This is a genomic window from Paraburkholderia unamae (genome assembly GCF_003268775.1).
GTDB lineage: Bacteria > Pseudomonadota > Gammaproteobacteria > Burkholderiales > Burkholderiaceae > Paraburkholderia > Paraburkholderia unamae.
Genome location: NZ_QLSU01000029.1, coordinates 73,263 through 95,394, shown reverse-complemented (window position 1 = coordinate 95,394; position 22,132 = coordinate 73,263). Strand labels below are relative to the sequence as shown.

Annotated in this window: 18 protein-coding genes and 1 tRNA gene; 9 read left to right on the top strand and 10 right to left on the bottom strand. The window is 66.2% G+C overall.

The features are described from left to right. Positions 1–36: 36 nt before the first annotated feature. The 4 genes from mscL to mfd form a co-directional block, all read right to left on the bottom strand. Entirely contained in the window at positions 37–483 is a 447-nt protein-coding gene (mscL, locus tag C7401_RS34405) for a large conductance mechanosensitive channel protein MscL (RefSeq protein ID WP_112176394.1), read from the bottom strand. Between the two features lie 203 nt (positions 484–686). Further along, positions 687–1,697 carry a threonine/serine dehydratase family protein gene (locus C7401_RS34400; protein WP_112176392.1) on the bottom strand — a complete coding sequence of 337 codons (1,011 nt, stop codon included), beginning with the start codon at positions 1,695–1,697 and terminating at the stop codon, positions 687–689. Positions 1,698–1,718: 21 nt separating this feature from the next. Continuing rightward, entirely contained in the window at positions 1,719–2,942 is a 1,224-nt protein-coding gene (gene argE / locus C7401_RS34395) for an acetylornithine deacetylase (RefSeq protein WP_112176390.1), read from the bottom strand. Positions 2,943–3,136: 194 nt separating this feature from the next. Beyond that, positions 3,137–6,616, bottom strand: coding sequence for a transcription-repair coupling factor (mfd, locus tag C7401_RS34390; protein ID WP_112176388.1), 3,480 nt, complete (start codon positions 6,614–6,616; stop codon positions 3,137–3,139). A gap of 329 nt (positions 6,617–6,945) precedes the next feature. Between mfd and ispD the strand changes: the two genes are divergently transcribed. The 3 genes from ispD (at position 6,946) to C7401_RS34375 (ending at position 9,494) form a co-directional block, all read left to right on the top strand. Next, positions 6,946–7,665: a 2-C-methyl-D-erythritol 4-phosphate cytidylyltransferase gene (gene ispD, locus C7401_RS34385; RefSeq protein ID WP_112176386.1), complete on the top strand. Its 720-nt coding sequence runs from the start codon at positions 6,946–6,948 to the stop codon at positions 7,663–7,665. A gap of 44 nt (positions 7,666–7,709) precedes the next feature. Further along, positions 7,710–8,189, top strand: coding sequence for a 2-C-methyl-D-erythritol 2,4-cyclodiphosphate synthase (gene ispF / locus C7401_RS34380; protein WP_112176384.1), 480 nt, complete (start codon positions 7,710–7,712; stop codon positions 8,187–8,189). 171 nt (positions 8,190–8,360) lie between these two features. Beyond that, positions 8,361–9,494 (top strand): acyltransferase family protein, encoded by a 1,134-nt coding sequence (locus C7401_RS34375; protein WP_112176383.1) that lies wholly within the window; start codon positions 8,361–8,363, stop codon positions 9,492–9,494. A gap of 52 nt (positions 9,495–9,546) precedes the next feature. On the opposite strand, the gene C7401_RS34370 is transcribed toward C7401_RS34375, so the two are convergent. From C7401_RS34370 to ompR, 3 genes are all read right to left on the bottom strand, one after another. Next, complete coding sequence (locus tag C7401_RS34370) at positions 9,547–10,095, bottom strand: peroxiredoxin (protein ID WP_112176381.1); 549 nt, start codon at positions 10,093–10,095, stop codon at positions 9,547–9,549. A gap of 158 nt (positions 10,096–10,253) precedes the next feature. Beyond that, positions 10,254–11,603, bottom strand: coding sequence for an ATP-binding protein (locus tag C7401_RS34365; RefSeq protein ID WP_112176379.1), 1,350 nt, complete (start codon positions 11,601–11,603; stop codon positions 10,254–10,256). 53 nt (positions 11,604–11,656) lie between these two features. Continuing rightward, complete coding sequence (gene ompR, locus C7401_RS34360) at positions 11,657–12,391, bottom strand: osmolarity response regulator transcription factor OmpR (RefSeq protein ID WP_027814652.1); 735 nt, start codon at positions 12,389–12,391, stop codon at positions 11,657–11,659. 250 nt (positions 12,392–12,641) lie between these two features. On the opposite strand from ompR, the gene C7401_RS34355 reads away from it, so the two are divergent. The 3 genes from C7401_RS34355 (at position 12,642) to C7401_RS34345 (ending at position 15,971) form a co-directional block, all read left to right on the top strand. Further along, the gene (locus tag C7401_RS34355; protein ID WP_112176377.1) at positions 12,642–12,956 is read left to right on the top strand and encodes a hypothetical protein; all 315 of its coding nucleotides are present in this window, start codon (positions 12,642–12,644) and stop codon (positions 12,954–12,956) included. A gap of 262 nt (positions 12,957–13,218) precedes the next feature. Further along, positions 13,219–14,679: a DUF1800 domain-containing protein gene (locus C7401_RS34350; protein WP_112176375.1), complete on the top strand. Its 1,461-nt coding sequence runs from the start codon at positions 13,219–13,221 to the stop codon at positions 14,677–14,679. A gap of 68 nt (positions 14,680–14,747) precedes the next feature. After that, complete coding sequence (locus C7401_RS34345; protein WP_112176373.1) at positions 14,748–15,971, top strand: DUF1501 domain-containing protein; 1,224 nt, start codon at positions 14,748–14,750, stop codon at positions 15,969–15,971. A 40-nt stretch (positions 15,972–16,011) separates the two neighbouring features. Here the strand turns inward: C7401_RS34345 and C7401_RS34340 are convergent, their stop codons facing one another. Further along, positions 16,012–16,854, bottom strand: coding sequence for a squalene/phytoene synthase family protein (locus tag C7401_RS34340; protein WP_112176372.1), 843 nt, complete (start codon positions 16,852–16,854; stop codon positions 16,012–16,014). A 460-nt stretch (positions 16,855–17,314) separates the two neighbouring features. Between C7401_RS34340 and C7401_RS34335 the strand changes: the two genes are divergently transcribed. Then, positions 17,315–17,401: transfer RNA gene (locus C7401_RS34335), tRNA-Leu, on the top strand. A 113-nt stretch (positions 17,402–17,514) separates the two neighbouring features. On the opposite strand, the gene C7401_RS34330 is transcribed toward C7401_RS34335, so the two are convergent. After that, a complete protein-coding gene (locus tag C7401_RS34330) occupies positions 17,515–17,961 on the bottom strand; it encodes a MarR family winged helix-turn-helix transcriptional regulator (protein ID WP_112176370.1) in 447 nt (148 codons plus the stop codon). Between the two features lie 174 nt (positions 17,962–18,135). Continuing rightward, a complete protein-coding gene (locus C7401_RS34325; protein ID WP_112176368.1) occupies positions 18,136–19,293 on the bottom strand; it encodes a glycerate kinase in 1,158 nt (385 codons plus the stop codon). Positions 19,294–19,760: 467 nt separating this feature from the next. Between C7401_RS34325 and tig the strand changes: the two genes are divergently transcribed. Both tig and clpP read left to right on the top strand, forming a co-directional pair. After that, entirely contained in the window at positions 19,761–21,107 is a 1,347-nt protein-coding gene (tig, locus tag C7401_RS34320) for a trigger factor (protein WP_112176366.1), read from the top strand. 160 nt (positions 21,108–21,267) lie between these two features. Then, positions 21,268–21,921: an ATP-dependent Clp endopeptidase proteolytic subunit ClpP gene (gene clpP, locus C7401_RS34315; protein ID WP_028213090.1), complete on the top strand. Its 654-nt coding sequence runs from the start codon at positions 21,268–21,270 to the stop codon at positions 21,919–21,921. Positions 21,922–22,132: the final 211 nt, after the last annotated feature.

Genomic DNA, 22,132 nt, shown 5'->3' with positions numbered 1-22,132 from the left:
TTTTTCCGGATTCTCTCGTCCGGGCGCTGACCAGACTCAGCGCGGATTGTTCTTCAACGAGTCGCGGATCTCGCGCAGCAGCAGCACGTCTTCGGGCGTCGGCGCCGGAGCAGCGGCCGCGGCTTCTTCCGGCTTGCGCAGCTTGTTGATGAATTTCACCATCAAAAAGATGATGAACGCGAGGATGACGAAGTTGATCACCGCGGTGATGAACGAGCCATAGCCGAACACGGCCACGCCCGCAGTCTGCAAATCCTTGTACGACTCGGGATTGCCTTTATAGCTGGCCGGAATGTGGCCGAGCCGGACGAACATGTTCGAGAAGTCGAGGCCGCCCGTGATCACGCCGATGACCGGCATGATGAGATCCTTGACGATGGAGTTGACAATGCTCGAGAACGCGCCGCCGATGATCACACCGACGGCAAGATCCATCACGTTGCCTTTGACGGCGAATTCCTTGAACTCCTGGACGATGCTCATGAGCGGGCTCTCCCTGAATGGCGCAGCACGGGGCTGGGGTCAAAACGACGTATTGGCGCAATCATAGCGAACGCGTCCGTATTGCGGTAGCAGTTTGACATTCCCTGACGTTTTGCCGAGCGCGTTGGCCAGGGCCGGCGGCGAAGTCCGGGCACGCGCACGCGGCATGCCTGCCGGGCGCGCTCGATGTGACTCGGTGCGCCTCAGTGTGCAAGCGAGAGGTGCGAGTGGAATGCGTCGGGGTCGGTGTTGGTGCCGCACAGCAGCACGCCCACGCGCTTGCCTTGCAGCGTGTCGCGCAGCGGCCCGAGCAGGCCTGCCGTGGCCGCGGCGCAAGCCGGTTCGACGGCGAGCTTCAGTTGCTCGAAGAGCACGCGCATCGCGCGGCGCATGTCGTCGTCGGAAACGGTGACGACGCGCTCGATATGGCGGCGGCACAGCGTATAGCTGTATTGCTCCGTGTGCGGCGCCATGACCGAGTCGGCGATCGAGTGCATATGGGACATGCGCACGGTGTGGTTCGCGGCGAAGCTGCGGCTCATCACGTCCGAGCCCTCGGGCTCCACGCCATACACATGCACGCGCGGATTCGCGAGCCGCAGCGCCGTGGAGACGCCCGCCGCCAGACCGCCGCCGCCGATGGGCACGACCACGGCGTCGAGGTCGGGCGCCTGGGTGGCCCATTCGTAGCCGAGCGTGGCCGTGCCGAGCACTGTGCGGTAGCCGTTGAACGGATGCACGAAATAGCGTCCCTCGTCGGTCTCGATACGGCGCACGATGTCGAACGCCTCGCTGCTGTTGCCCGCCATGACGATTTCCGCGCCAAAGCGCCGGCATTGCGCGACGCGCGCCTCGCTCGCGGTGCGAAAGAGCACGACCTTCGCACTGATGCCGAGACGCATGGCCGCATACGCGACCGCGATGGCGTGATTGCCGCCCGAGACGCAGGTGATGCCCGCGCTGCGTTGCGCGGCGTCGAGCGCGAGCAGATGCGTGAACGCGCCGCGCACCTTGAAGCTGCCGCTCGATTGCAGCAGTTCGAACTTGAAGTTCACGAGCGTCGCTTCGAGCGTCGACAGATCATGGCGGTCGAACACCGGGGTGCGCAGCACCCACGGCGCGAGGGCGAAATGCTGCGAGGCGATCTCGTCGAGCGTGGGGATCGCCTCACCGTCTATCGTGTGGCTGGTGGGCAGCGGCGTGGCGGTGGACATGGCGGTGCGCGTGCGGCGTGGTTATCGTGCCTGGGCTTCGACGGACAGGCCGTGCACGAGCTTGCGCAGGAAACCTTCGCAGGCCGCGAGCTGTTCGAGCGACACGTATTCGTTGGGCTTGTGCGCCTGCTGGATGTCGCCGGGGCCGCACACCACGCTCGGAATGCCCGCGCGCGCGAAGAGGCCCGCCTCGGTGCCGTACGCAACCTTGCGGCGCGCGTCGTCGGCGGTGAGCGCACGCACGAGCTGCGTGATCGCGGCCTGCTCGGTGGCGTCGAGGCCGGGGGCGGCTGCGATCTTCGTAAATTCGATCGCGCCCGCCGCGTGCTCGCGCTGCATCTTCGGCACGAGCGTTTCGCGCGCGTACTGCTCGATGCGCGCGAAGATCGTCTCGGGGTCGAGCGTCGGCAGATTGCGGAACTCGAACGCAAAGCGGCATTCCGCCGGCACCGTGTTGATGGCGTTGCCGCCTTCGATCGTGCTGGTTTGCGCGGTCGTGAACGGCACGTCGTAAAGCTCGTCGAAGGGGCCGTTGGCGCGGAACTCGTCGGCCATGTCGCGGATATAGCAAATGAGGCGCGCCGCGTATTCGATGGCGTTGAGGCCGCGCGGCGTGAGCGACGAATGCGCGGCCTGGCCGCGCACGCAGCACTGGTACGCGTTGATGCCCTTGTGCGCCACGATGGGGCGCATGCTCGTGGGTTCGCCCACGATGCAGCCTTCGGGCTTCACGCCGCGCTTCACGAGTTCCTCGATCATGAGCGGCGCGCCCACGCAGCCCACTTCCTCGTCGAACGAGAGCGCGAGGTGCAGGGGCTTGGCGAGTTTCGTCTGCTGGATTTCGGGCAACAGCGTGAGCGCCGCGCCGATAAAGCCCTTCATGTCGCAGGTGCCGCGGCCGTAGAGCAGCCCGTCGCGGATCTCGGGCTTGAACGGGTCGCTGTCCCACTTCTGGCCGTCCACGGGCACCACGTCGGTGTGGCCCGAGAGCACGATGCCGCCGTTCGTTTCGCCGTCATGGGCGGGGATCGTGGCGAACAGGTTGGCCCACTTGCCGTCGCGGCCATAGGTGAGCGTCGATTCGATGCCGCGCGCGCGCAGATCGTCGCGCACCGTCTCGATCAGGCCGAGATTCGGATGACGGCTGACCGTATCCATCGAAACGAGGCGGGTAACCCAGGGGAGCGAGGCGGGAACGGAGGCGAACTGCGTGGAAGACTGCGCTGTTTCAGCGGCGTGGGACATGTTGGACTCCAGCTTGCTTGTATTCTTCATCTTACCCAAAAAGAATGTGGCAAGCCAAAGCGACCGGCAGTGTGTGGCTTCCCGGAGCGCTCGCCGGCCACCAGCATGGCGCGCTGCAACATCACGTGAAAACGCCCGCGCGGAAGGCGATCCGCGCGGGCGTCGGGTGGGCGTCGGGAAGGCGTGCCGGGACCTTAGCGCGCAGCGCTCGCGCGATTGGGCGCGCCGAGCGCGCGCAACGTCTCCTTCACGGTGGCCACGCGCACCGCGAGGTCGGGGCTGCGCGTTTCTATGCGCAGCTTGTCCTGGCCCGCGAGCTTGATGTGCTTGTGCTTCTGCACCATCTCGATGATGCGCATGGCGTCCACGGGCGGATTCGGCACGAACTGCAAGCCGATCACGGCTTCGCCCGCATCGATCTTCGTGATGCCGAGCGGCTTGGCCGCCAGTCGCAGCCGATGCGTTTCGATCAGCGCGTGCGCCTGCGGCGGCATCTTGCCGAAGCGGTCGATCAGCTCCTCCTGAATGCCGTCGATCGAATCGTCGTGCTCGCAGTTCGCAAGGCGCTTGTAGAGCGACAGGCGCTCCTGCACGTCGCCGCAATAGTCGGCAGGCAGGATGGCAGGCGCGTGCAGGTTGATCTCCGTCGTCGCCGCGAGCGGCGCGTTCAGATCGGGCTCACGGCCGTCCTTGAGCGCTTTCACGGCGTCGTTGAGCATGTCCGTGTAGAGCTGGAAGCCGATCTCCTGGATCTCGCCCGACTGCTTGTCGCCGAGCACTTCGCCCGTGCCGCGAATCTCCAGATCGTGCATCGCCAGATAGAAGCCCGAACCGAGTTCTTCCATCTGCTGAATCGCCTCCAGACGGCGCTGCGCCTGCTTCGTGAGCCCTTGCGGATCGTGCACGAGCAAATACGCGTACGCCTGGTGGTGCGAGCGCCCGACGCGGCCGCGCAACTGGTGCAACTGGGCGAGACCGAACTTGTCGGATCGATGGATGAGGATCGTGTTCGCGGTCGGCACGTCGATGCCGGTCTCGATGATCGTCGTACACAGCAGCACGTTCGCGCGTTGCCCCACGAAATCGCGCATCACGGTTTCGAGCTCGCGCTCGTGCATCTGGCCGTGCGCCACCGCGATGCGCGCTTCGGGCACCAGCGCTTCGAGCATCGCGCGGCGGTTCTCGATGGTCTCCACTTCGTTGTGCAGGAAGTACACCTGGCCGCCGCGCTTGAGTTCGCGCAGCATGGCCTCGCGAATCACGCTGTCTTCCTCGCGGCGCACGAAGGTCTTGATGGCGAGGCGCTTTTGCGGCGCGGTCGCGATCACGGAGAAGTCGCGCAGGCCTTCGAGCGCCATGCCGAGCGTACGCGGAATCGGCGTGGCGGTGAGCGTGAGCACGTCCACTTCGGCGCGCAGCGCCTTGAGCGCTTCCTTCTGGCGCACGCCGAAACGGTGCTCCTCGTCGATGATCACGAGACCGAGGCGCTTGAACTGCACGTCGGACGACAGCAGCTTGTGCGTGCCGATCACGATGTCGACGGTGCCGTCGTTGATCTGCTGGATCGCGCCGCTCACTTCCTTCGCGGTCTTGAAGCGCGACAGCTCGGCAATGCGCACGGGCCACTCGGAGAAACGGTCCGTGAAGGTTTGCGTGTGCTGCTCGGCGAGCAGCGTGGTGGGCGAGAGAATCGCCACCTGCTTGCCGCCCATCACGGCGATGAACGCCGCGCGCAACGCCACTTCCGTCTTGCCGAAGCCCACGTCGCCGCACACGAGGCGGTCCATCGGCTTGCCGCTCGTCATATCACCGATCACGGCGGCGATCGCCGCGGCCTGGTCCGGTGTTTCCTCGAAGCCGAAGCTTTCCGCGAACTTCACGTAGTCGCGCGGATCGAGCTTGAACGCGTGGCCTTCGCGCGCGGCGCGGCGCGCGTAGAGGTTCAACAGCTCGGCGGCCGTGTCGCGGATCTGCTGCGCGGCCTTGCGGCGCGCCTTTTCCCACTGGCCCGAGCCGAGCGCGTGCAGCGGGGCGCTGTCGGGATCGGCGCCGCTGTAACGCGAAATCACATGCAACTGCGAAACCGGCACGTAGAGCTTGCTGCCGTTCGCGTATTCGAGGTGCAGGAACTCGGTATCGCCTTCGCCGAGGTCCATCGTCACGAGGCCGTGATAGCGGCCGATGCCGTGCTGCGCGTGCACGACCGGGTCGCCCACTTTCAGCTCGGAGAGGTCGCGCACCATCGAATCGACGTTGCTCGCCTGTTCCTGGCGGCGGCGTCCCGCGCGGCGCGCGAGCGGCCCGTAAAGCTCGCTTTCGGTAATGATGGCGAGCGCCTCGCCCGGCAGCGAGAAGCCCGTGGTCAGCGGCGCGACGCCGAGCACGAAACGCTCGTCGCCGGTGAGCCAGTCCTCGAAACTGTCCGCGCCCGTGGGGCGCAGGTGATTATCGGCGAGCAACTGGGCGATGGTTTCGCGCCGGCCCGCCGATTCCACCGCGAACAGCACGCGGTTTTTCGTCGTGTCGAGGTAGGCGCGCAGCGCGGCGAGCGGGTCGTCGGCGTGACGGTCGATCGCAAGGCTCGGCAGCGCCGTGGCCCAGCCGCCTTCGCTTGTGGCCGGCAGCACGAGGCGCGCGAACGGCTTCGCGAACGTGAAGAAGTCCTCGTCGGTCAGGAAGAGGCGCTGCGGCTCCAGGATCGGCCGCTCGCGGTCGTGCGAGAGGAAGCTGTGGCGCTGCTTCGTGTCGTTGGTGAAGCGGCGGATCGAGGCGTCGAGGTCGCCCGAGAACACCAGCTGCGCGTTTTCCGGCAGGTAGTGGAACAGCGTGGCCGTCTCCTCGAAGAAGAGCGGCAGATAGTATTCGATACCGGCCGAGGGCACGCCGTTGCCGATGTCCTTGTAGATCGTCGCGCGGCTCGGGTCGCCTTCGAAGACCTCGCGCCAGCGGCTGCGAAACGCCGTGCGCGACGCTTCGTCGAAGGGAAATTCGCGGCCCGGCAACAGGCGCACGTCCTTCACGGGGTAGAGGCTGCGCTGGCTGTCCGGGTCGAAAGCGCGGATCGAGTCGACCTGGTCGTCGAACAGGTCGAGACGGTAGGGCAGCGGCGAGCCCATCGGAAAGAGGTCGATGAGCGAGCCGCGCACGCAGTACTCGCCGGGCCGCACCACCTGGCTCACGTGCTCGTAGCCCGCGAGCGTGAGTTGCGACTTGAGCTTCGCTTCGTCGAGCCGTTCGCCCTGCGAGAACGAGAACGTATAGGCCGCCAGGAACGACGCGGGCGGCATGCGGTAGAGCGCCGTGGTGGCCGGGACGATGAGGATGTCGCAGCGGCCCTCGCCGAGATCATGCAGCGTGGCGAGGCGCTCGGAGACGAGATCCTGGTGCGGCGAGAACGTGTCGTACGGCAGCGTTTCCCAGTCGGGCAGCAGGCGCACGCGCGCCTGCGGGGCGAAGAACGGGATCTCCTGGGCGAGCCGTTGGGCGTCCACAGCGCTCGCGCAGATCACGGCCAGCAGCGGAGCACGCGCGGCGCCGGCGAGCGCGGCCTCGCGGTAGCGGGCGATCAGGAGCGCGTCGGACGAGCCGTGCGTGCCGTCGAATGCGTAGCGCTGCCCCGGCTTGACGACGGCGACGGGGGACGGGGAGTGCGAGGATGCGGCGATATCGGACATAGGCAACAGGGTGGCCGACGCTTGTGTCGGTATGGTGGCCAACTCGGGCGAAGTGCAATGCCAGAATTTGGGGGCCGGGCTCGGGCCTTCAAGTGCAAAGCCATGCGCAAAGCTGCACCGGCCGGGCTCCGGCGGTCATTCGAAAGGCGCCCGCGGCCCGCGGGGCGGGGCGGCAGGCGCCATTCGGGTGACCGGTCAGGCGTGCGCCACGGCTCGAATTCACGCGAATCCGGCGCATGGCGCGGGCGTCTTTGCGGGCGTCCGGCGTGCGGCTAAGGGACCTATTATAAAATCCGTCCTTTACTTTGACTCATGCGGCTCGCGACACCGTGACTTCACGCCTTTTTGCCCTGATTCCGTGCGCCGGCACCGGCAGCCGTTCTGGGTCGGCCATGCCGAAACAATATCGAATCGTTGCCGGACGCGACCTCCTGCACTATACGCTCGCTGCTTTCGACGCCTGCAACGAATTCGCGCAGACGCTCGTGGTGATTTCCCCCGACGATAACCACTTCGACGCCCGCCGCTTCGGCGGCCTGCGCTTCGCCGTGCGGCGCTGCGGCGGCGCCTCGCGCCAGGCTTCGGTCTACAACGGTCTCGCCGCGCTTGCCGAATTCGGCGCGCGCGACGACGACTGGGTGCTCGTGCACGACGCGGCGCGCCCCGGTATCACGCCCGCGCTGATCCGCACGCTCGTCGAGGCGCTCAAGGACGACCCCGTGGGCGGCATCATGGCGCTGCCGGTGGCCGACACGCTCAAGCGCGTCGCGCCGCGGGACGACGCGGCGCCGGGCACGCGCATCGCGCGCACCGAGGCCCGCGACGGCCTCTGGCAGGCCCAGACCCCGCAGATGTTCCGCATCGGCATGCTGCGTACCGCGATCGAGCGCGCGCAGCAGGACGGCCACGATCTCACCGACGAAGCGAGCGCGATCGAGTGGCTGGGCCACAAGCCGCGCCTCGTGCAGGGGAGCCTGCGCAACTTCAAGGTGACGTACCCCGAAGACTTTGCGCTCGCCGAAGCCATTCTCAGGCAGCCCGCCGAATAAGCCCGCTGCGCAATCCCATCACCCATCTCCCGGAACCCCCACCCATGGACATCAGAATCGGACAAGGCTACGACGTGCACGCGCTGGTGCCCGGCCGCCCGCTCGTGATCGGCGGCGTGACGGTGCCGTACGACCGGGGCCTGCTCGGCCACTCGGACGCCGACGTGCTGCTGCACGCCATCACCGACGCGTTGTTCGGCGCCGCCGCGCTTGGCGACATCGGCCGCCATTTCCCCGACACCGACAAGCAGTTCTACGGCGCCGACAGCCGCGTGCTGCTGCGCGAATGCCTGCGCCGCGTGCAGGAAGCGGGCTTCACGCTCATGAACGTCGACACCACGGTGATCGCACAGGCGCCCAAGCTCGCGCCCCATATCGAGGCGATGCGCAAGACGATTGCCGACGACCTGAACCTGCCGCTCGATCGCGTCAACGTGAAAGCGAAGACGAACGAAAAGCTCGGCTATCTCGGCCGCAGCGAAGGGATCGAGGCCCAGGCCGCCGTGCTCCTGTTGCGCGCGTGACGCGCTTGCGAGCCCTGGTTGGCGGGGGTTCGCGCGGCTGAGCAGGGCGCGTGCCTGCTCCCCACCTTACGGCGATGGTTGCAACTGCAATCATCGCCGTCGCTTTTCTTGCCGATTAATTTCCGTTTATTTCATCCCATACTGAACCGGTAACCGGAAGTGGGGAGGGCAATGGCGGGAGTTGAAAGACGCGTGAAAGGCCTCGACGGCCTGCGAGCGCTCGCGGTGGTGCTCGTATTCCTCTCGCACAAGGCGCACGTCGATGCGATCGACGCGGGCAAGATCGGTGTCTGGCTGTTCTTCCTGATCAGCGGCTATCTCATCATCGGCGAGCTGCATCGCAACCGGCTGCGCATCGAGCAGCACGGCGCGCGCACCGCCGCGCTGCTGTACGTCTTCTTCATGAAGCGCGCGCTGCGCATTTTTCCCGTGTATTACCTGCTGCTGATTGCGCTGACCATCGCGCATGCATGCTTCTATCAGCGCGATGTCGATCTGGGTCTCGCCTGGCATTTCGCATTCCTCTCCAATTACTGGATTGGCGTGGTGCACGATGGCTGGCCCGGCACGGTGTCGCATTTCTGGAGCCTCGCGGTGGAGCAGCAGTTCTATTTGGTCGCGCCGTTCGCACTGCTGTTCGTGCGCGCTTCGCGGCATCTCGCGCTATGTGCCGTGGTCATCGCCGCTGCCGCGTTCGCCCACCTCGCGCTGTACGAGGAAGGTGCGATCGAGCCGCTTGTCTACGCGTTCTCGCCGTGGAATTTCGCCATGCTCGCGCTGGGCGGCGCGTTGTCGATTGGCGGCGCGCGCGTGTCGCTGCGCGCCGGGGCCGCGAGCGGCGTGTGGTTCTTTGCCGCGCTCGCGGCCGTCATGGGGTTCGCGCTCGCGCGCGCGGATTGTGGGCAAGCGCTGCCGGGCACGGCGCTGCCGGGCCTCTTCGATATCGGGCTCGCGCTCTCTCTGGGTGCGCTGTTCCTGTGGCTCGTGTGCCGCCAGGACAGCACGCTCGTCGCCGCACTCGAACTGCGTCCGCTCGCGTATCTCGGCACGATCAGTTACGGCTTCTATCTGTTCCACAACCTGGTGCCTTCGCGCCTGGGCGTGGCGCCGGAATTCTATGCGCGGCTGCATGTGCCGGAGACGGTGCAGACGGCGCTCGCGCTCGTGTTGCAGTTCGCGCTGGCCGTGCTGCTCGCGCATCTGTCGTGGCAGGTGCTGGAAAAGCGCGTGCTCGAATGGAAGCGGCCGCTCGAAACGGCGATACGCAACCGTTTGCCCGCGCGCGCCGCGGCAAGCCAGACGTGACGCGCAGGGTGGTGCGGCGCCAGGCCGCGCTGCGTTGACGTGTCGCGCTGCGCTAAAGCGTCTCGCCGCCGATCTCGCGCCCGCCGGGGCACAACTCGCCGGTCTGAAGGCCGTCGAGCACGCGCAGGACTTCTTCTGCGCTGCGGCCCACGTTCAGGTTGTTCACCGTTACGTGCTGGATCGTGTTGTCGGGATCGATGATGAAGGTCGCGCGCAGCGCCACGCCCGCTTCCTTGTCGCGGATGCCCAGCTGATCGATCAGTTCGCCCTTCACGTCGCCGAACGAATAGTGATTGAGGCGATTCAGGTCCTGGTCTTCGCGCCGCCACGCGAGCTTCACGTATTCGTTGTCGCAGCTGCCGCCCATCACGACCGCTTCGCGGTCGTCGAACTCCTTGATGAGCCGCGCAAACGCGACGATCTCGGTGGGGCAGACGAGCGTGAAATCCTTCGGATAAAAGTAGATGACCTTCCACTTGTTCGAGAAGGTCTGCTCCGTGATTTCGATGAACGCGGACTCGCCGTTTTCCTCGGGATGGTTGAAGCCGGGCTTCGCGGCGGTCACTGTGAAGGCTTCGAGTTTGTCGCCGACGGTTTTCATGGCGGGGATCCTCAGACGAGAGGCGGGCCAGGCGGCCCGCTTTGGCTCCGCACGCGGGAAAGCGTGCCCTTGATCCGATTGTCGCAGGAGCGGGCGGCGCGTGCTGTGAGCGTGCGCCGTCGCGGGCTACGGGTTACGAAGAGACGGGACGGGGGCGATCAGGCGCCCTTGGCGAGCGGGAACTCGATCGTCACTTCGAGGCCCGGGCCCGGCAGCCGGTTGCGCAGCCGCAGCGCGCCGCGATAACGGCCCACGAGCCGCTGCACGATGGCCATGCCGAGTCCCGTGCCGTTGGCCTGGGTGCGGGCCGTGTCCACGCGGTAGAACGGCCGCGTGACGAGCGGGAGCTGATCCTCGGGAATGCCGGGGCCTTCGTCGACCACCGAGAGCTCGACGCGCGAATGCGAGACACGCGTTTCGAGCATGATGTGCGGAATGCCGTCGGTTTCGCTCGCGCCGTACTTGCGGGCGTTCTCGATCAGGTTGCCCACCACGCGGCGCATGTCGGTGTCGTCGGCTTCGATCATGGCCGAAGGCGCGAGCCGCGTGATGAGACGCACGCCGTCCTCGCTCGCCATGCGCGCAGCCATCTCGCCGGCAATGACCGAAAGATCGACGCGCTCGGGCATGCGCTGCGCGGGCCGCGCATAATCGAGGAAGCGGCCGATGATCATGTCCATCTGCTCGATGTCGTCGATCATCGCGTCCTTGGTTGCCTGGTCGGACGGGCTCATCTCCGTTTCAAGCCGCAGGCGCGCGAGCGGCGTGCGCAGGTCGTGCGAGATGCCCGCGAGCATCAGCGCCCGGTCGGCCTCCAGTTGCTCCAGGTCGCGCACCATTTGGTTGAACGAGCGATTGGTTTCGGCCGCGACGCCCATGCCGCTTTCGGGCAAGGGCGCAGGCGGCTGCCCCGAGCCCAGCATGCGCGCCGACATGGCCAGCCGCGCGAACGGCCGGTTCACGAGACTCGTGATGAAAGCCGCGCCGAACAGCGAGAGCGCGAGCGCGGAGACACCCCATCCCACCCACTGCAAGCCCGTGACGTTGTCGAGCTGATCCCGGTCGAGCGCGACCCAGTAATCGTCGTCGTCGATCTTGAAGCTGATCCACACGCCCGGAATGTTGTTCACGGACTGCGCGATGATGGTGTCGTCGCCAAGGCGCCCGCGAATGTCATGCTCGATCAGGCGATTGAGTGACTCGTCGGGCTGGAGCTTGTATTTGTCCGTGGTTTCGCGCGGGTAGACGCGCACGCCCTCGTTGCTCTCGAGATCCTGCAACAGCGCGCGGCGCAGATCGGGATCGGAGTAGAGGAGCGCCGTGCGCGTGAGCTTCACGACCGCGACGAGCTGGAGCGCCACGCGTTGCGCGCGCGGCTCGCGCTCGATCACGCGAAAGCTCTGGAACCACGCGGCAAGGCTGACGGCGATGAGCAGGGCGATCAGCAGGAAGGTGCGCCAGAACAGATCGCCGAACGCGAGCGTGAGCAAACGCCGGTCAATCCGCATGGACCCTTCCCGTTTCAACAGAGGCAGTGCAGACAACGAGACACCATCCAGGATCAGGCGGCGCCGTCGGGAATGAACACGTAGCCGAGTCCCCACACCGTTTGAATGAAACGCGGGCTGCCCGGATCGGGTTCGATGAGCTTGCGCAGGCGCGAGATCTGCACGTCGAGGCTCCGGTCGAACACTTCGTATTCCCGGCCGCGTGCGAGCTCCATGAGCTTTTCGCGCGACAGCGGCTGGCGCGGATGACGCGCGAACACCTTGAGCACCGAAAACTCGCCCGTGGTGAGCGGAATTTCCTGCCCGGCCTTGGTGAGCGTGCGCGTGGCGAGATTCAGCGCGAATTCGCCGAACTCGAACACCTCGGTGGTTTCCGAGGGCGCGCCCGGCAGCTCGGACGGCGCCTGGCGGCGCAGCACGGCGTGAATGCGCGCGACCAGCTCGCGCGGGTTGAAGGGCTTGGGCAGATAGTCGTCGGCGCCCATTTCGAGGCCGACGATGCGATCCACGTCCTCACCCTTGGCGGTGAGCATGATGATAGGCGTGCGGTCGTTGCTGCCGCGCAGGCGGCGGCAGATCGACAGGCCGTCTTCGCCGGGCAGCATGAGGTCGAGCACCAGCAGGTCGAAACGCTCGCGCACCCACAGCTTGTTCATGGCGGGGGCGTTTTCGGCCACGTATACGTTGAAGCCCTGTTCGCCGAGGTAGCGGCGCAGCAGATCCCGGAGTCGGGGATCATCATCGACAACGAGAATTTTGGACGGGTTTTTGGTTTCCATGCCTGGCATCTTAGCGCGATTGGATAGTGATGCGAGTTTGCACCAATTATCAGGTTACAGTCAGTTACAAAATTTACCCGTGCTGTGCCACGGCATCAAGCACCGACAGATAGACTTCTTTACGTAAAGCGGCTGTTCGGTAGATACTTCATTCGACTTTAAATTCCAGGCCCGCGCAGGTCGGGTTCGTACATGCATTCGAGGTAGCCGTTTGCCGCGTCAAGAAGGGAACAAAACGATGGGAGGGGTCAGGCCGACAATGCGCCACACCATGCTTGCACTGGCGCTAGCCGGTGGCGTGGCGGCTGCATTGGAGTCGGTGCCGGCTCGGGCCCAGCCCTCCGCAGACCGGTACGAGAACACGCAGTCGCCCGCTCGCGCGCCGGGTGGCAAGTCACCGATGCGCCGCGTACGCGGCGACCCGATCCCGCGTCCTGCATCAGACCTCAATCAGCGTCCCGCCGTTCCCCCCGATCTCGATCAGCGCCGCCGTGACGGCCATATGACGCCCGACGAGCGCAAGCTCTTGCGCCAGCATATCGAAGACGCCGTGCGCGAACTGTATAAGCGCTGATATTGCCGCGGCGTTTCAGGCGCGCCATTTTCTCTTCGCTCGCACCGCACGCCTTTCTCGTGCCTTTCATGATTTTACCGGCTTGGGGCGGCATATTCGGGTTATGCACGCGATCGTGCCGCGCTGAAAAATCTCGTAGCAATTGCGCGGTCAACAGCCGTTTCTCGCCGACCGTTAAGCCGGTACATTCGATTCATGCGCCGGCCGTCTCGCCGCGCGCCCATTCATCATGAGCGACTCCAGACGGTTCAGGCCGGGCGCGATGTCTCGCGCGGCATCGTCAGACGATGACGACGGCGCGCTCGTCGACGCCGACGACGCGCGCCATCTCCTCATTCGCACGGGCTTCGCGCCACGCGCCGATGAGGTCTCGCCTTATGTGGGCCTGACGCGCGCGCAAGCCGTCGCGCGGCTGCTCGACAGCGCGCGCACCGAGGCGCTCACGCCGCTGCCCGCCTGGAGCGAAGAAGCGCTGCCGAGCCGCGCCCAGCAACGCGCATGGACACCCGACGAGCGCCGCGAGGCGCAACGCCAGCGCGGTGCGCGCTACGACGAACTGCGCGCATGGTGGCTGCGCGAGATGCTCGTCACGCCTTCGCCGCTCACCGAGCGCATGACGCTCTTCTGGCACAACCATTTCACGTCGGGGCAGGACAAAGTGTCCGAGCCGCAGTTGATGGCCGCGCAAAACGCGCTCTTGCGACGTAACGCGCTTGGCAGCTTCGCGACGATGTTGCATGCCGTCGCGAAGGACCCGGCAATGCTGCTTTACCTCGATGGCGCGAGCAATCGCAAGGGCCGGCCCAACGAGAATTTCGCACGCGAAGTGATGGAGCTGTTCACGCTCGGGGAAGGGCAGTACACGCAGCGCGACGTGGCTGAAGCGGCGCGCGCCTACACGGGCTGGAGCCTCGACGCCGACACCCGGCGTTTCGTCTGGCGTCCCGAACTGCACGACGACGGTGAGAAGACCGTGCTCGGGCGCAGTGGAACATTCGACGGCGATCAGGTGCTCGACATCCTGCTCGCGCAGCCCCAAACTGCCCGTTATCTGAGCGCGAAGCTGTGGCGTGAGTTCATCTCCGCTACGCCCGACGATGCGCAGCTCGACACTGTCGCCGTGCGCTTTCGCACGAGCGGCTACGACAACAAGGCGGCGCTCGGCGCGCTCCTGACGACGCCCGCGTTCTGGGACGAGCACAATCGCGGCGTGCTCGTGAGTTCGCCCGTCGAGTTCATCGTCGGCACGATGCGGCGTTTCGACGTGACCTATGGCGACACGCTGCCGTTCGCGCGCCGCTCGGCCGCGTTGGGCGAGAATCTGTTCTATCCGCCGAACGTGAAAGGCTGGCCGGGCGGGGCGGCATGGATCAACAGCTCGACGCTGCTCGCGCGCAAGCAGTTTGTCGAGCAGTTGTTTCGCGCGACCGAGACGGGCCCCTCGCATGCGCCGCATGCCATGACGAAGATCGCGTCGGGCATGCAGCAAGACACGCCGAATGCAGTGCGGCAAGCGATGCCGCAAGGCGGCATGCGTTTCGATCTGGATGGCTGGCTCACGCGCTTTGGCCTGAGCGCCGATGCGCAGCCCGGCCTCTCGGCGCAGTTGCAGATGCAGCATGCCGTGCTGCCGCTCGCACCGGTCGATGCGATTGCGGCCGGCAGCAGTGCCGGTTCCTATCTCCAGGCACTGCTGATGGATCCGGTGTATCAGTTGAAGTGAAGCATGAAAATGACAAGCCGAAATCCCGGTGGCCGGGTTCGCCACCGTACTGACGAGCGAGGCAAGGCATGAAGCGACGCGACTTTCTTGCGGCCGGCGCCGCGATGGCGGGCACGACGCTTTGGCTCCCGGGCGCGGCACGCGCGCAAGGGGCGAAGTCCGTGCGCGCAGGCGCATCGAACCGCTACGACAATCTGCTGATTCTCGTCGAGCTCAAGGGCGGCAACGACGGCCTGAACACCGTCGTGCCGTTTGCCGATCCGCTCTACTACAGCTACCGGCAAACCATCGGCGTGCCGCGCGCGCAGGCGGTGCAGCTCGACGAGCGCACCGCGCTGCATCCGGCGCTCGCGCCGCTCATGCCCATGTGGGGCGCGCACGAACTCGCGATCGTGCAGGGCGTGAGCTACGCACAGCCGAATCTCTCGCACTTTCGCTCGATCGAGATCTGGGACACGGCCTCGCGCGCCGATCAATATCTGCGCGAAGGCTGGCTCACGCGCGCGTTCGCGAGCGCGCCGGTGCCGGGTGGATTCGCCGCCGATGCGCTCGTGCTGGGCAGCGCCGAGATGGGACCGCTCGCGAACGGCGCACGTGCCATCGCGCTCGTGAATCCGGCGCAGTTCGCGCGCGCCTCGCGGCTCGTCACGCCGGTTTCGCTCAAGGAGCGCAACCCGGCGCTCGCGCATATCCTCGACACCGAAAACGACATCGTGCATGCGGCCGACCAGTTGCGTCCGCGCCCAGGCGCGTACACGCTCAAGACGGCGTTTCCGCAAGGCGCGTTCGGCGCTTCGATCAAGACCGCCATGCAGGCGCTCGCGTCGGCCGACACGCCGCAAGGTGCACCTGTGCCCGAGCGCGGTGTCGCGGCGATTCGTCTGACGCTAAATGGCTTCGACACGCATCAGAACCAGCCGCAGCGCCATGCGGACCTGCTGCGCCAGTTCGCGGCCGGGATGGTGGCGATGCGCTCCGCGCTCGTCGAACTGGGGCGCTGGGACCGCACGCTCATCGTGACGTATGCGGAGTTCGGGCGGCGCGTGCGCGAGAACCAGAGCCGCGGCACGGATCACGGCACGGCGTCGGCGCATTTCGTCGCGGGCAGGCGGGTGGCGGGCGGGCTCTATGGGCAGGCGCCGCAACTGGCGCGGCTCGACGGCAACGGCAATCTGCCCGTAGGCGTGGACTTCAGGCAGATCTACGCGACAGCGCTCGGGCCCTGGTGGGGGCTCGACGCGCAGGCGGTCCTGCAACAACGTTTCGAGCCGCTGCCGTTGCTGCGGGCATGAGGCACGCGCGGCAGGCTTGGGTGGGATTCAACCGCGGGATTCAACCGCGCCGCGCGGCGCGCCACGCGATCCACAGCTTGCGGATGGGCGTGAGCACGATCTGTTGATGCAGCACCTGGTGGCCTTCGCGCTCGACTTCGTCGAGTAGCGCGAGTTCGAGCGCCGCGAGCGCGCGCAAGGTGCCCTGGTCGCGCCGCGTGTCGGCGGGAACCGCTGCGAGCGCAGCGTGCACCGATTCCCGCGCGCGCGAGGTCTGGAACTGCATGAGCTCCGTGAATTCCGCGCTGTAGCGGCGATTGATCAGATCGGCGGCGGTCACGTTGTAGCGCTGAAGCTCGTCGATGGGGACGTAGATGCGGCCGTGGCGCGCGTCGTTGCCGATCTCCGGCACGAACTGCGCGAGCATCAGCGCGTTGCCGAGCGGCGCGGCCCAGCGCGCGGCGTCGCGGCGCGCCTCGTCGGTGCGCGCGCTGAGCTGCGCGACGAGCGTCGCGAACGTGCCGCCCACGCCGTCCATGTAGCGGCGCAGGTTGGGCAGATCGAGATAGCGCGCCTGCTCGAAATCCATCTCGAAGCCGGCGAGCAGCGCCTGCAAGCCGGGATAAGCGGCGCTCACATCGTCGAGATGCTGCGCGAGCGCTTGCGTGACCGGGTGGGACGGATTGCCCGAGGCCAGCGCGGCCAGCTCCTTTTGCCACCAGGCGAGCTTCGTGCGGCCTACGGTGGGGTCGCTCGTCTCTTTCGCGGTTTCCTCGAGTTCTCGGCGCAGCGCAAAGAGGGCGGTGAGTAGCGGCTGGCGCGCGGCGCGGGCCTGACGCAGCGCATAGTAGGTGCTCGATCCGGGGGGGGCCGCCTTTTGCAGGCAGTAGTCGTCGAAGTTCACGGCGTTTGGCGGGTGTGGGGCGATGCGGCTCGCGCGGCGGCCAGAGCCCGCCGCGACGGCAGAGCCGCGATTCTAGCACCGGGGCGTGTTTCGGCCGACCCGGCGCGGCTGGCAGTGCAGGCAGGCGGGCGGGCGCACGCATCGGCGCGGCGTGTTTTCGGGATGCAGACAAGCGCCGGTCTATCGGTTAGAATCTCGCGCTTGCGCTTTCGAGGTGCAGGCGCGTAGCCGGTTCATCACGGCCCATCATGCGGCTCATAATGAGATGCAGGGCAGCCCGGCGAGCGCGGGCCGAAAGAAGACAGAAAGCGAGCCGGATTGCGGGCGAGGCGCGTGGCGCCGGCCCGATGTCTCACGAGGACTCGATCGGTCGGCATGTTGCAGAGGGTTGTATCGCACGCGTTATTCGCAGCGGTCCCGCCGGGCGCAAAGAACAAGAAGAAGCAAGCGCAAAGAATTCGCGTGAGTGGCGAAATTGGTAGACGCACCAGGTTTAGGTCCTGACGCCCGCAAGGGTGTGCCGGTTCGAGTCCGGCCTCACGCACCATCGAAAAAAGGCCATGTACCCCACGGTACATGGCCTTTTTGTTTGTCCGGCTCATCCGTGCCATGGCAGCCCGTTGCGGGCGGCCATCTGTTTCGTTTATCGCCTCTGCCGGGTCACAGCTCGGCCTGCATCGCTTCGATCACCTTGTCGAGCGCGCGGGCGAGCGTCTCGCGTTCCTTGTCGTCGAGGCTCGCGAAGAGGTCGACATTCCACTTGCGCGCGACGGGCATGACCTTGCGGTAGAGCGCACGGCCATCGGGTGTGAGCGAAACGAGTACGAGGCGGCCGTCTTCCTCGCTCGTGTCGCGGCGCATGAGGCCGCGGCGCATCAGCGCCTCGGCTGCGCGGCTCGCCTGGCTCTTGTCGAGATTCGCGTGGCGCGCAAGCTCCATCACTGAAAACGGGCCGAACGCCCCCACAGCTGCAATGAGCCGAGCTTCCGGAAGCGTGATGCCGAGCTTCGCCTGATAGCGTTCGCTGGCACCCCGTTCGGAGAGCTTGTTCAGGACATGCAGCCGATAGGTGAGGAATTGTTCGAGTCCGGCTTTGCTTGCCTTCATGGGAGTCCTGGTCTGGTCGCTTGGGAAGGGCGCGATCGTGTCGCGTTTACGTGATTGTTGCCCCATCTGGCGCGCGGGTCAACGCATCCAAACCCTTGTGCGGTACGCCCGTCGCGGCGCACGAATCTATTAATCGCTTACTGCGGAATACGCGACGGGCCCCGGCGACTGCGCTCAGATGGATGCGCGCGCAGCGTATTTGAGGCGCGTGAGCTGCTCGGCCTCGTTGGCGAGCAGGCGCGCGGCGTCGCGGATCGCCGTTTCGAGCGTGATGGGACCGGGCGCCGGCGAGAAGCAGCCGCTGAAATGCTCCGCAAGGCGCGGCAGCGCGGCCGGGTCCACAGCGCCGGACAGCAGTGTGGCGGGCACGCCCGCGGCCACGGCGTGGCGACAGGCGATGAAGGGCGCTTTGCCATGCAGCGTTTGCACGTCGGAGCGGCCTTCGCCGGTGATGAGCCAGTGTGCGTTCTGGAGCGCGTCGTCCAGACCGATGGTGCGCGCAACGACTTCCGCGCCGGGCTCGAAGCTCGCGCCGAGCATGCGCAGTGCGAATCCCAGGCCGCCTGCCGCGCCGGAGCCGGCTTCGTCGCGCACGCGGCGGCCGAGCGCCGCTTCGAGCAGATCGGCGAAACGGCCGAGCGCCGCGTCGATCGGCGCGACCTGTTCGGGCGTCACGCCTTTTTGCGGGCCGAACACGGCGGTCGCACCATGCTCGCCGGTCAGCGGATTGTCGACGTCCGACATGCCGACGAACGAGGCTTCGCGCAGCCGCGCGTCGAGCTTCGTGGCGTCCACGCGCGCCACCTGCGCGAGCGCTTCGGGCGTGGGTTCGAGCGGCTTGCCGGCGGCGTCGAACAGTTGGAGGCCGAGGCCCGCGAGCAGGCCCGCGCCGCCATCGTTCGTGCTGCTGCCGCCGAGCGCCACGTAAAAGCGCCGTACGCCTTCGTCGAGCAGCACGCGAATCGCTTCGCCCATGCCGCGCGTGCTGCGCGCGCTCACCGGCACGCCCATGCCGACCGGGTCCGTGATGCCGACGATCTCGGCGGTCTCGACGATCGCACTGCCGTCGAGCAACAGGCCGACCGTCGCGTCGCGCTTCGGGCCGGCGGCGCCTTCCACGGTGATCACGCGGCGCTCGCCGCCCACCGAAAGCATGGCGTCGAGCGTGCCTTCGCCGCCGTCGGCCATCGGACGGATGCGGATATCGGCGTCGGCGCGCACGCGGCTGATGCCCTCGGCGATCGCGGCGGCGACCCCGTCCGCGCTGAGCGAGCCTTTGAAAGAGTCAGGAGCAATGACGATAACGGGGGCGTCAGTCGACGAATTCGGCATGGTGTCTCTGCTGGAAGAATTGTGTTGGAAGCGGCTGCGGCCGGCGGGGCGTCCGGCGCGAGCGTAAGCTTAACAGCCTTGCCGCGTGCGCTGGATACCCGGGCGGAGATAGCGCGCATCGGGGGCGCAATGCGCGATCGAACAGGTCCGGATGCGCGCTCGAAGTGGGCTGGGAGCGGGCAAAAAGCGGGCGAAAACAGGCCAAAAACCGACCCTATGGCACGCTCACATGGCGTCCGAATGGCATTTCCCTTGGGTCCGGGAAATAGTTTGCTAAAATACTTGGCTCTTTTGACGGAACCGCACCGCAAACCGCCCGATCCGGCGCAGTTGAGCGGCGCACCGAGGCGCCGGCGTTGCGGTTAAGCCGCATCGGAATGCCCCCGGCGGAAAGGCCCCAACGGGCTGCGGCACGCAAAGACCACAGATTACTGATTCGCTCGAACAATTTTAGGACGATTGAAGCCATGGCTAACGTTGTTGAAAACCTCGGCAAGCTCGAACGCCGCGTGACGATTTCCCTGCCGAAGGATGCCGTGCAGAAAGAAGTCGATTCGCGCATCCGTAAACTCGCGAAGAACGTGCGCATGCCGGGTTTCCGCCCGGGCAAGGTGCCGCTCAAGATGGTCACGCAGCAGTATTCGGGCCAGGTCGAAGCCGAAGTCCTGAGCGACAAGGTCGGCAAGGAATTCTTCGACATCAGCCGCGCCGAGAACCTGCGCGTCGCCGGTCAGCCGAGCTTCGCCCCGAAGGCGGAAGCCGCTGAAAGCGACTACGCGTTCGACGCGACCTTCGAGGTCTACCCGGAAGTGAAGCTCGGCGACGTCGCAACGGCCGAAATCGAGCGCACGACCACGACCATCACCGAAGCCGAAATCGACCGTACGCTCGACATCCTGCGCAAGCAGCGCGTGCACTTCCACGCTCGCGGCGACGCGGGCGAGCACGGTGACGGCGGCGCCGACACCGCAGCGAAGGAAGGCGACCGCGTGACGGTCGACTTCGTCGGCAAGATCGACGACGTCGCGTTCCAGGGCGGCACCGCCGAAGGCTTCGCATTCGTGCTGGGCGAAGGCCGCATGCTGCCGGAATTCGAAAAGGCCGCCATTGGCCTGAAGAAGGGCGAGTCGCGCGAATTCGACCTCGCGTTCCCCGAGGACTATCACGGCAAGGACGTCGCGGGCAAGACCGCGAAGTTCACGATCACGATGCAGCAGATCGAGTGGCCGCACCTGCCGGAAATCGACGCTGAATTCGCCAAGTCGCTCGGCATCGCCGACGGCGACCTCGTGAAGATGCGCGCCGAAATCAAGGACAACCTGGAGCGCGAAGCGAAGCGCCGCACGCAGGCCATCGTCAAGAACCAGGTCATGGACGCGCTCCTGAAGATCTCGGAACTCGACGTGCCGAACGCGCTCGTCGAGCAGGATCAGGAACGCCTCGTCGAAATGGCGCGTGCGGACCTCGCGCAGCGCGGCGTGCCCAACGCCAAGGACGCGCCGATCCCGGCCGAAATGTTCAAGGAGCAAGCCGAGCGCCGCGTGAAGCTGGGCCTCGTGCTGGCCGAACTCGTGAAGGCCAACGGCCTCGAGGCGAAGCCGGAGCAGATCCGTGCCGAAGTCGACGAATTCGCGAAAAGCTACGAAGACCCGAAGGAGGTCGTGCGCTGGTATTATTCCAACCAGCAGCGTCTGGCCGAAATGGAAGCCTACGTCGTCGAATCGAACGTCGTGGACTTCGTGATCGGCAAGGCCAAGGTGACGGACAAGCAAGTTAGCTTCGAAGAACTGGCAAGCGCAACGGCGCAGGCTTAAATCTGCCCGCTACGGCGTGCCGGCTGTCGGAGCAACCGACGGCCAGCACGCCGTTTTTGTATCCGCGGGTTTTAGCCATGTTGTTCGTGTGGTTGATTTGACCGGGGTCCGTCTCCATACGGGTATATCAGAAGAACTTTTCCAGACAAGGATGCACCGCATGACCATTCGCGCTCAATCGCTGGATACGTTGACCTCCCACGCATCGCGGGACTTCGACCCGCAGGCGCTCGGCCTCGTGCCGATCGTCGTCGAAACGAGCGGCCGCGGCGAACGTTCCTACGACATCTACTCGCGCCTGCTCAAGGAGCGCGTGGTGTTCCTGGTGGGCGAAGTGAACGACCAGACGGCGAACCTCGTGGTCGCCCAGCTGCTGTTCCTCGAAAGCGAAAACCCGGACAAGGACATCAGCCTGTACATCAACAGCCCGGGCGGCTCGGTGTCGGCCGGCATGGCGATTTACGACACGATGCAGTTCATCAAGCCTGACGTTTCGACCCTATGCATGGGCCTCGCGGCCAGCATGGGGGCGTTCCTGCTGGCTTCGGGCGCGAAGGGCAAGCGTTTCGCGCTGCCGAACTCGCGCGTGATGATTCACCAGCCGCTGGGCGGCGCGCGCGGCCAGGCGTCGGACATCGAAATCCAGGCGCGCGAAATCCTGTACCTGAAGGAGCGCCTGAACCAGTTGCTCGCGCACCATACGGGTCAGCCGGTCGAGCGCATCGCGCGCGACACGGATCGCGACAATTTCATGTCCGGCGACGACGCCCAGGCGTACGGTCTCGTCGACCAGGTGCTGCACAAGCGTCCGTAACATCGCGCGAGCGACATTTGCGCGTCGGACCCCGCGAAATCGGGCGATGACGCGCAACTCGGCCCCCGTACAAAAGGGGATAGCCGACGCCGCGCAGACCTTGTGAAATAATCGGCAAACGCGCTTCGCGGCCTGCGGCCCCCAACGCCGTCACAGCAAGCGGTTCACGCACCCTCCGGCCTGGCCGGGGGAAACGGCGTATCATGTAACA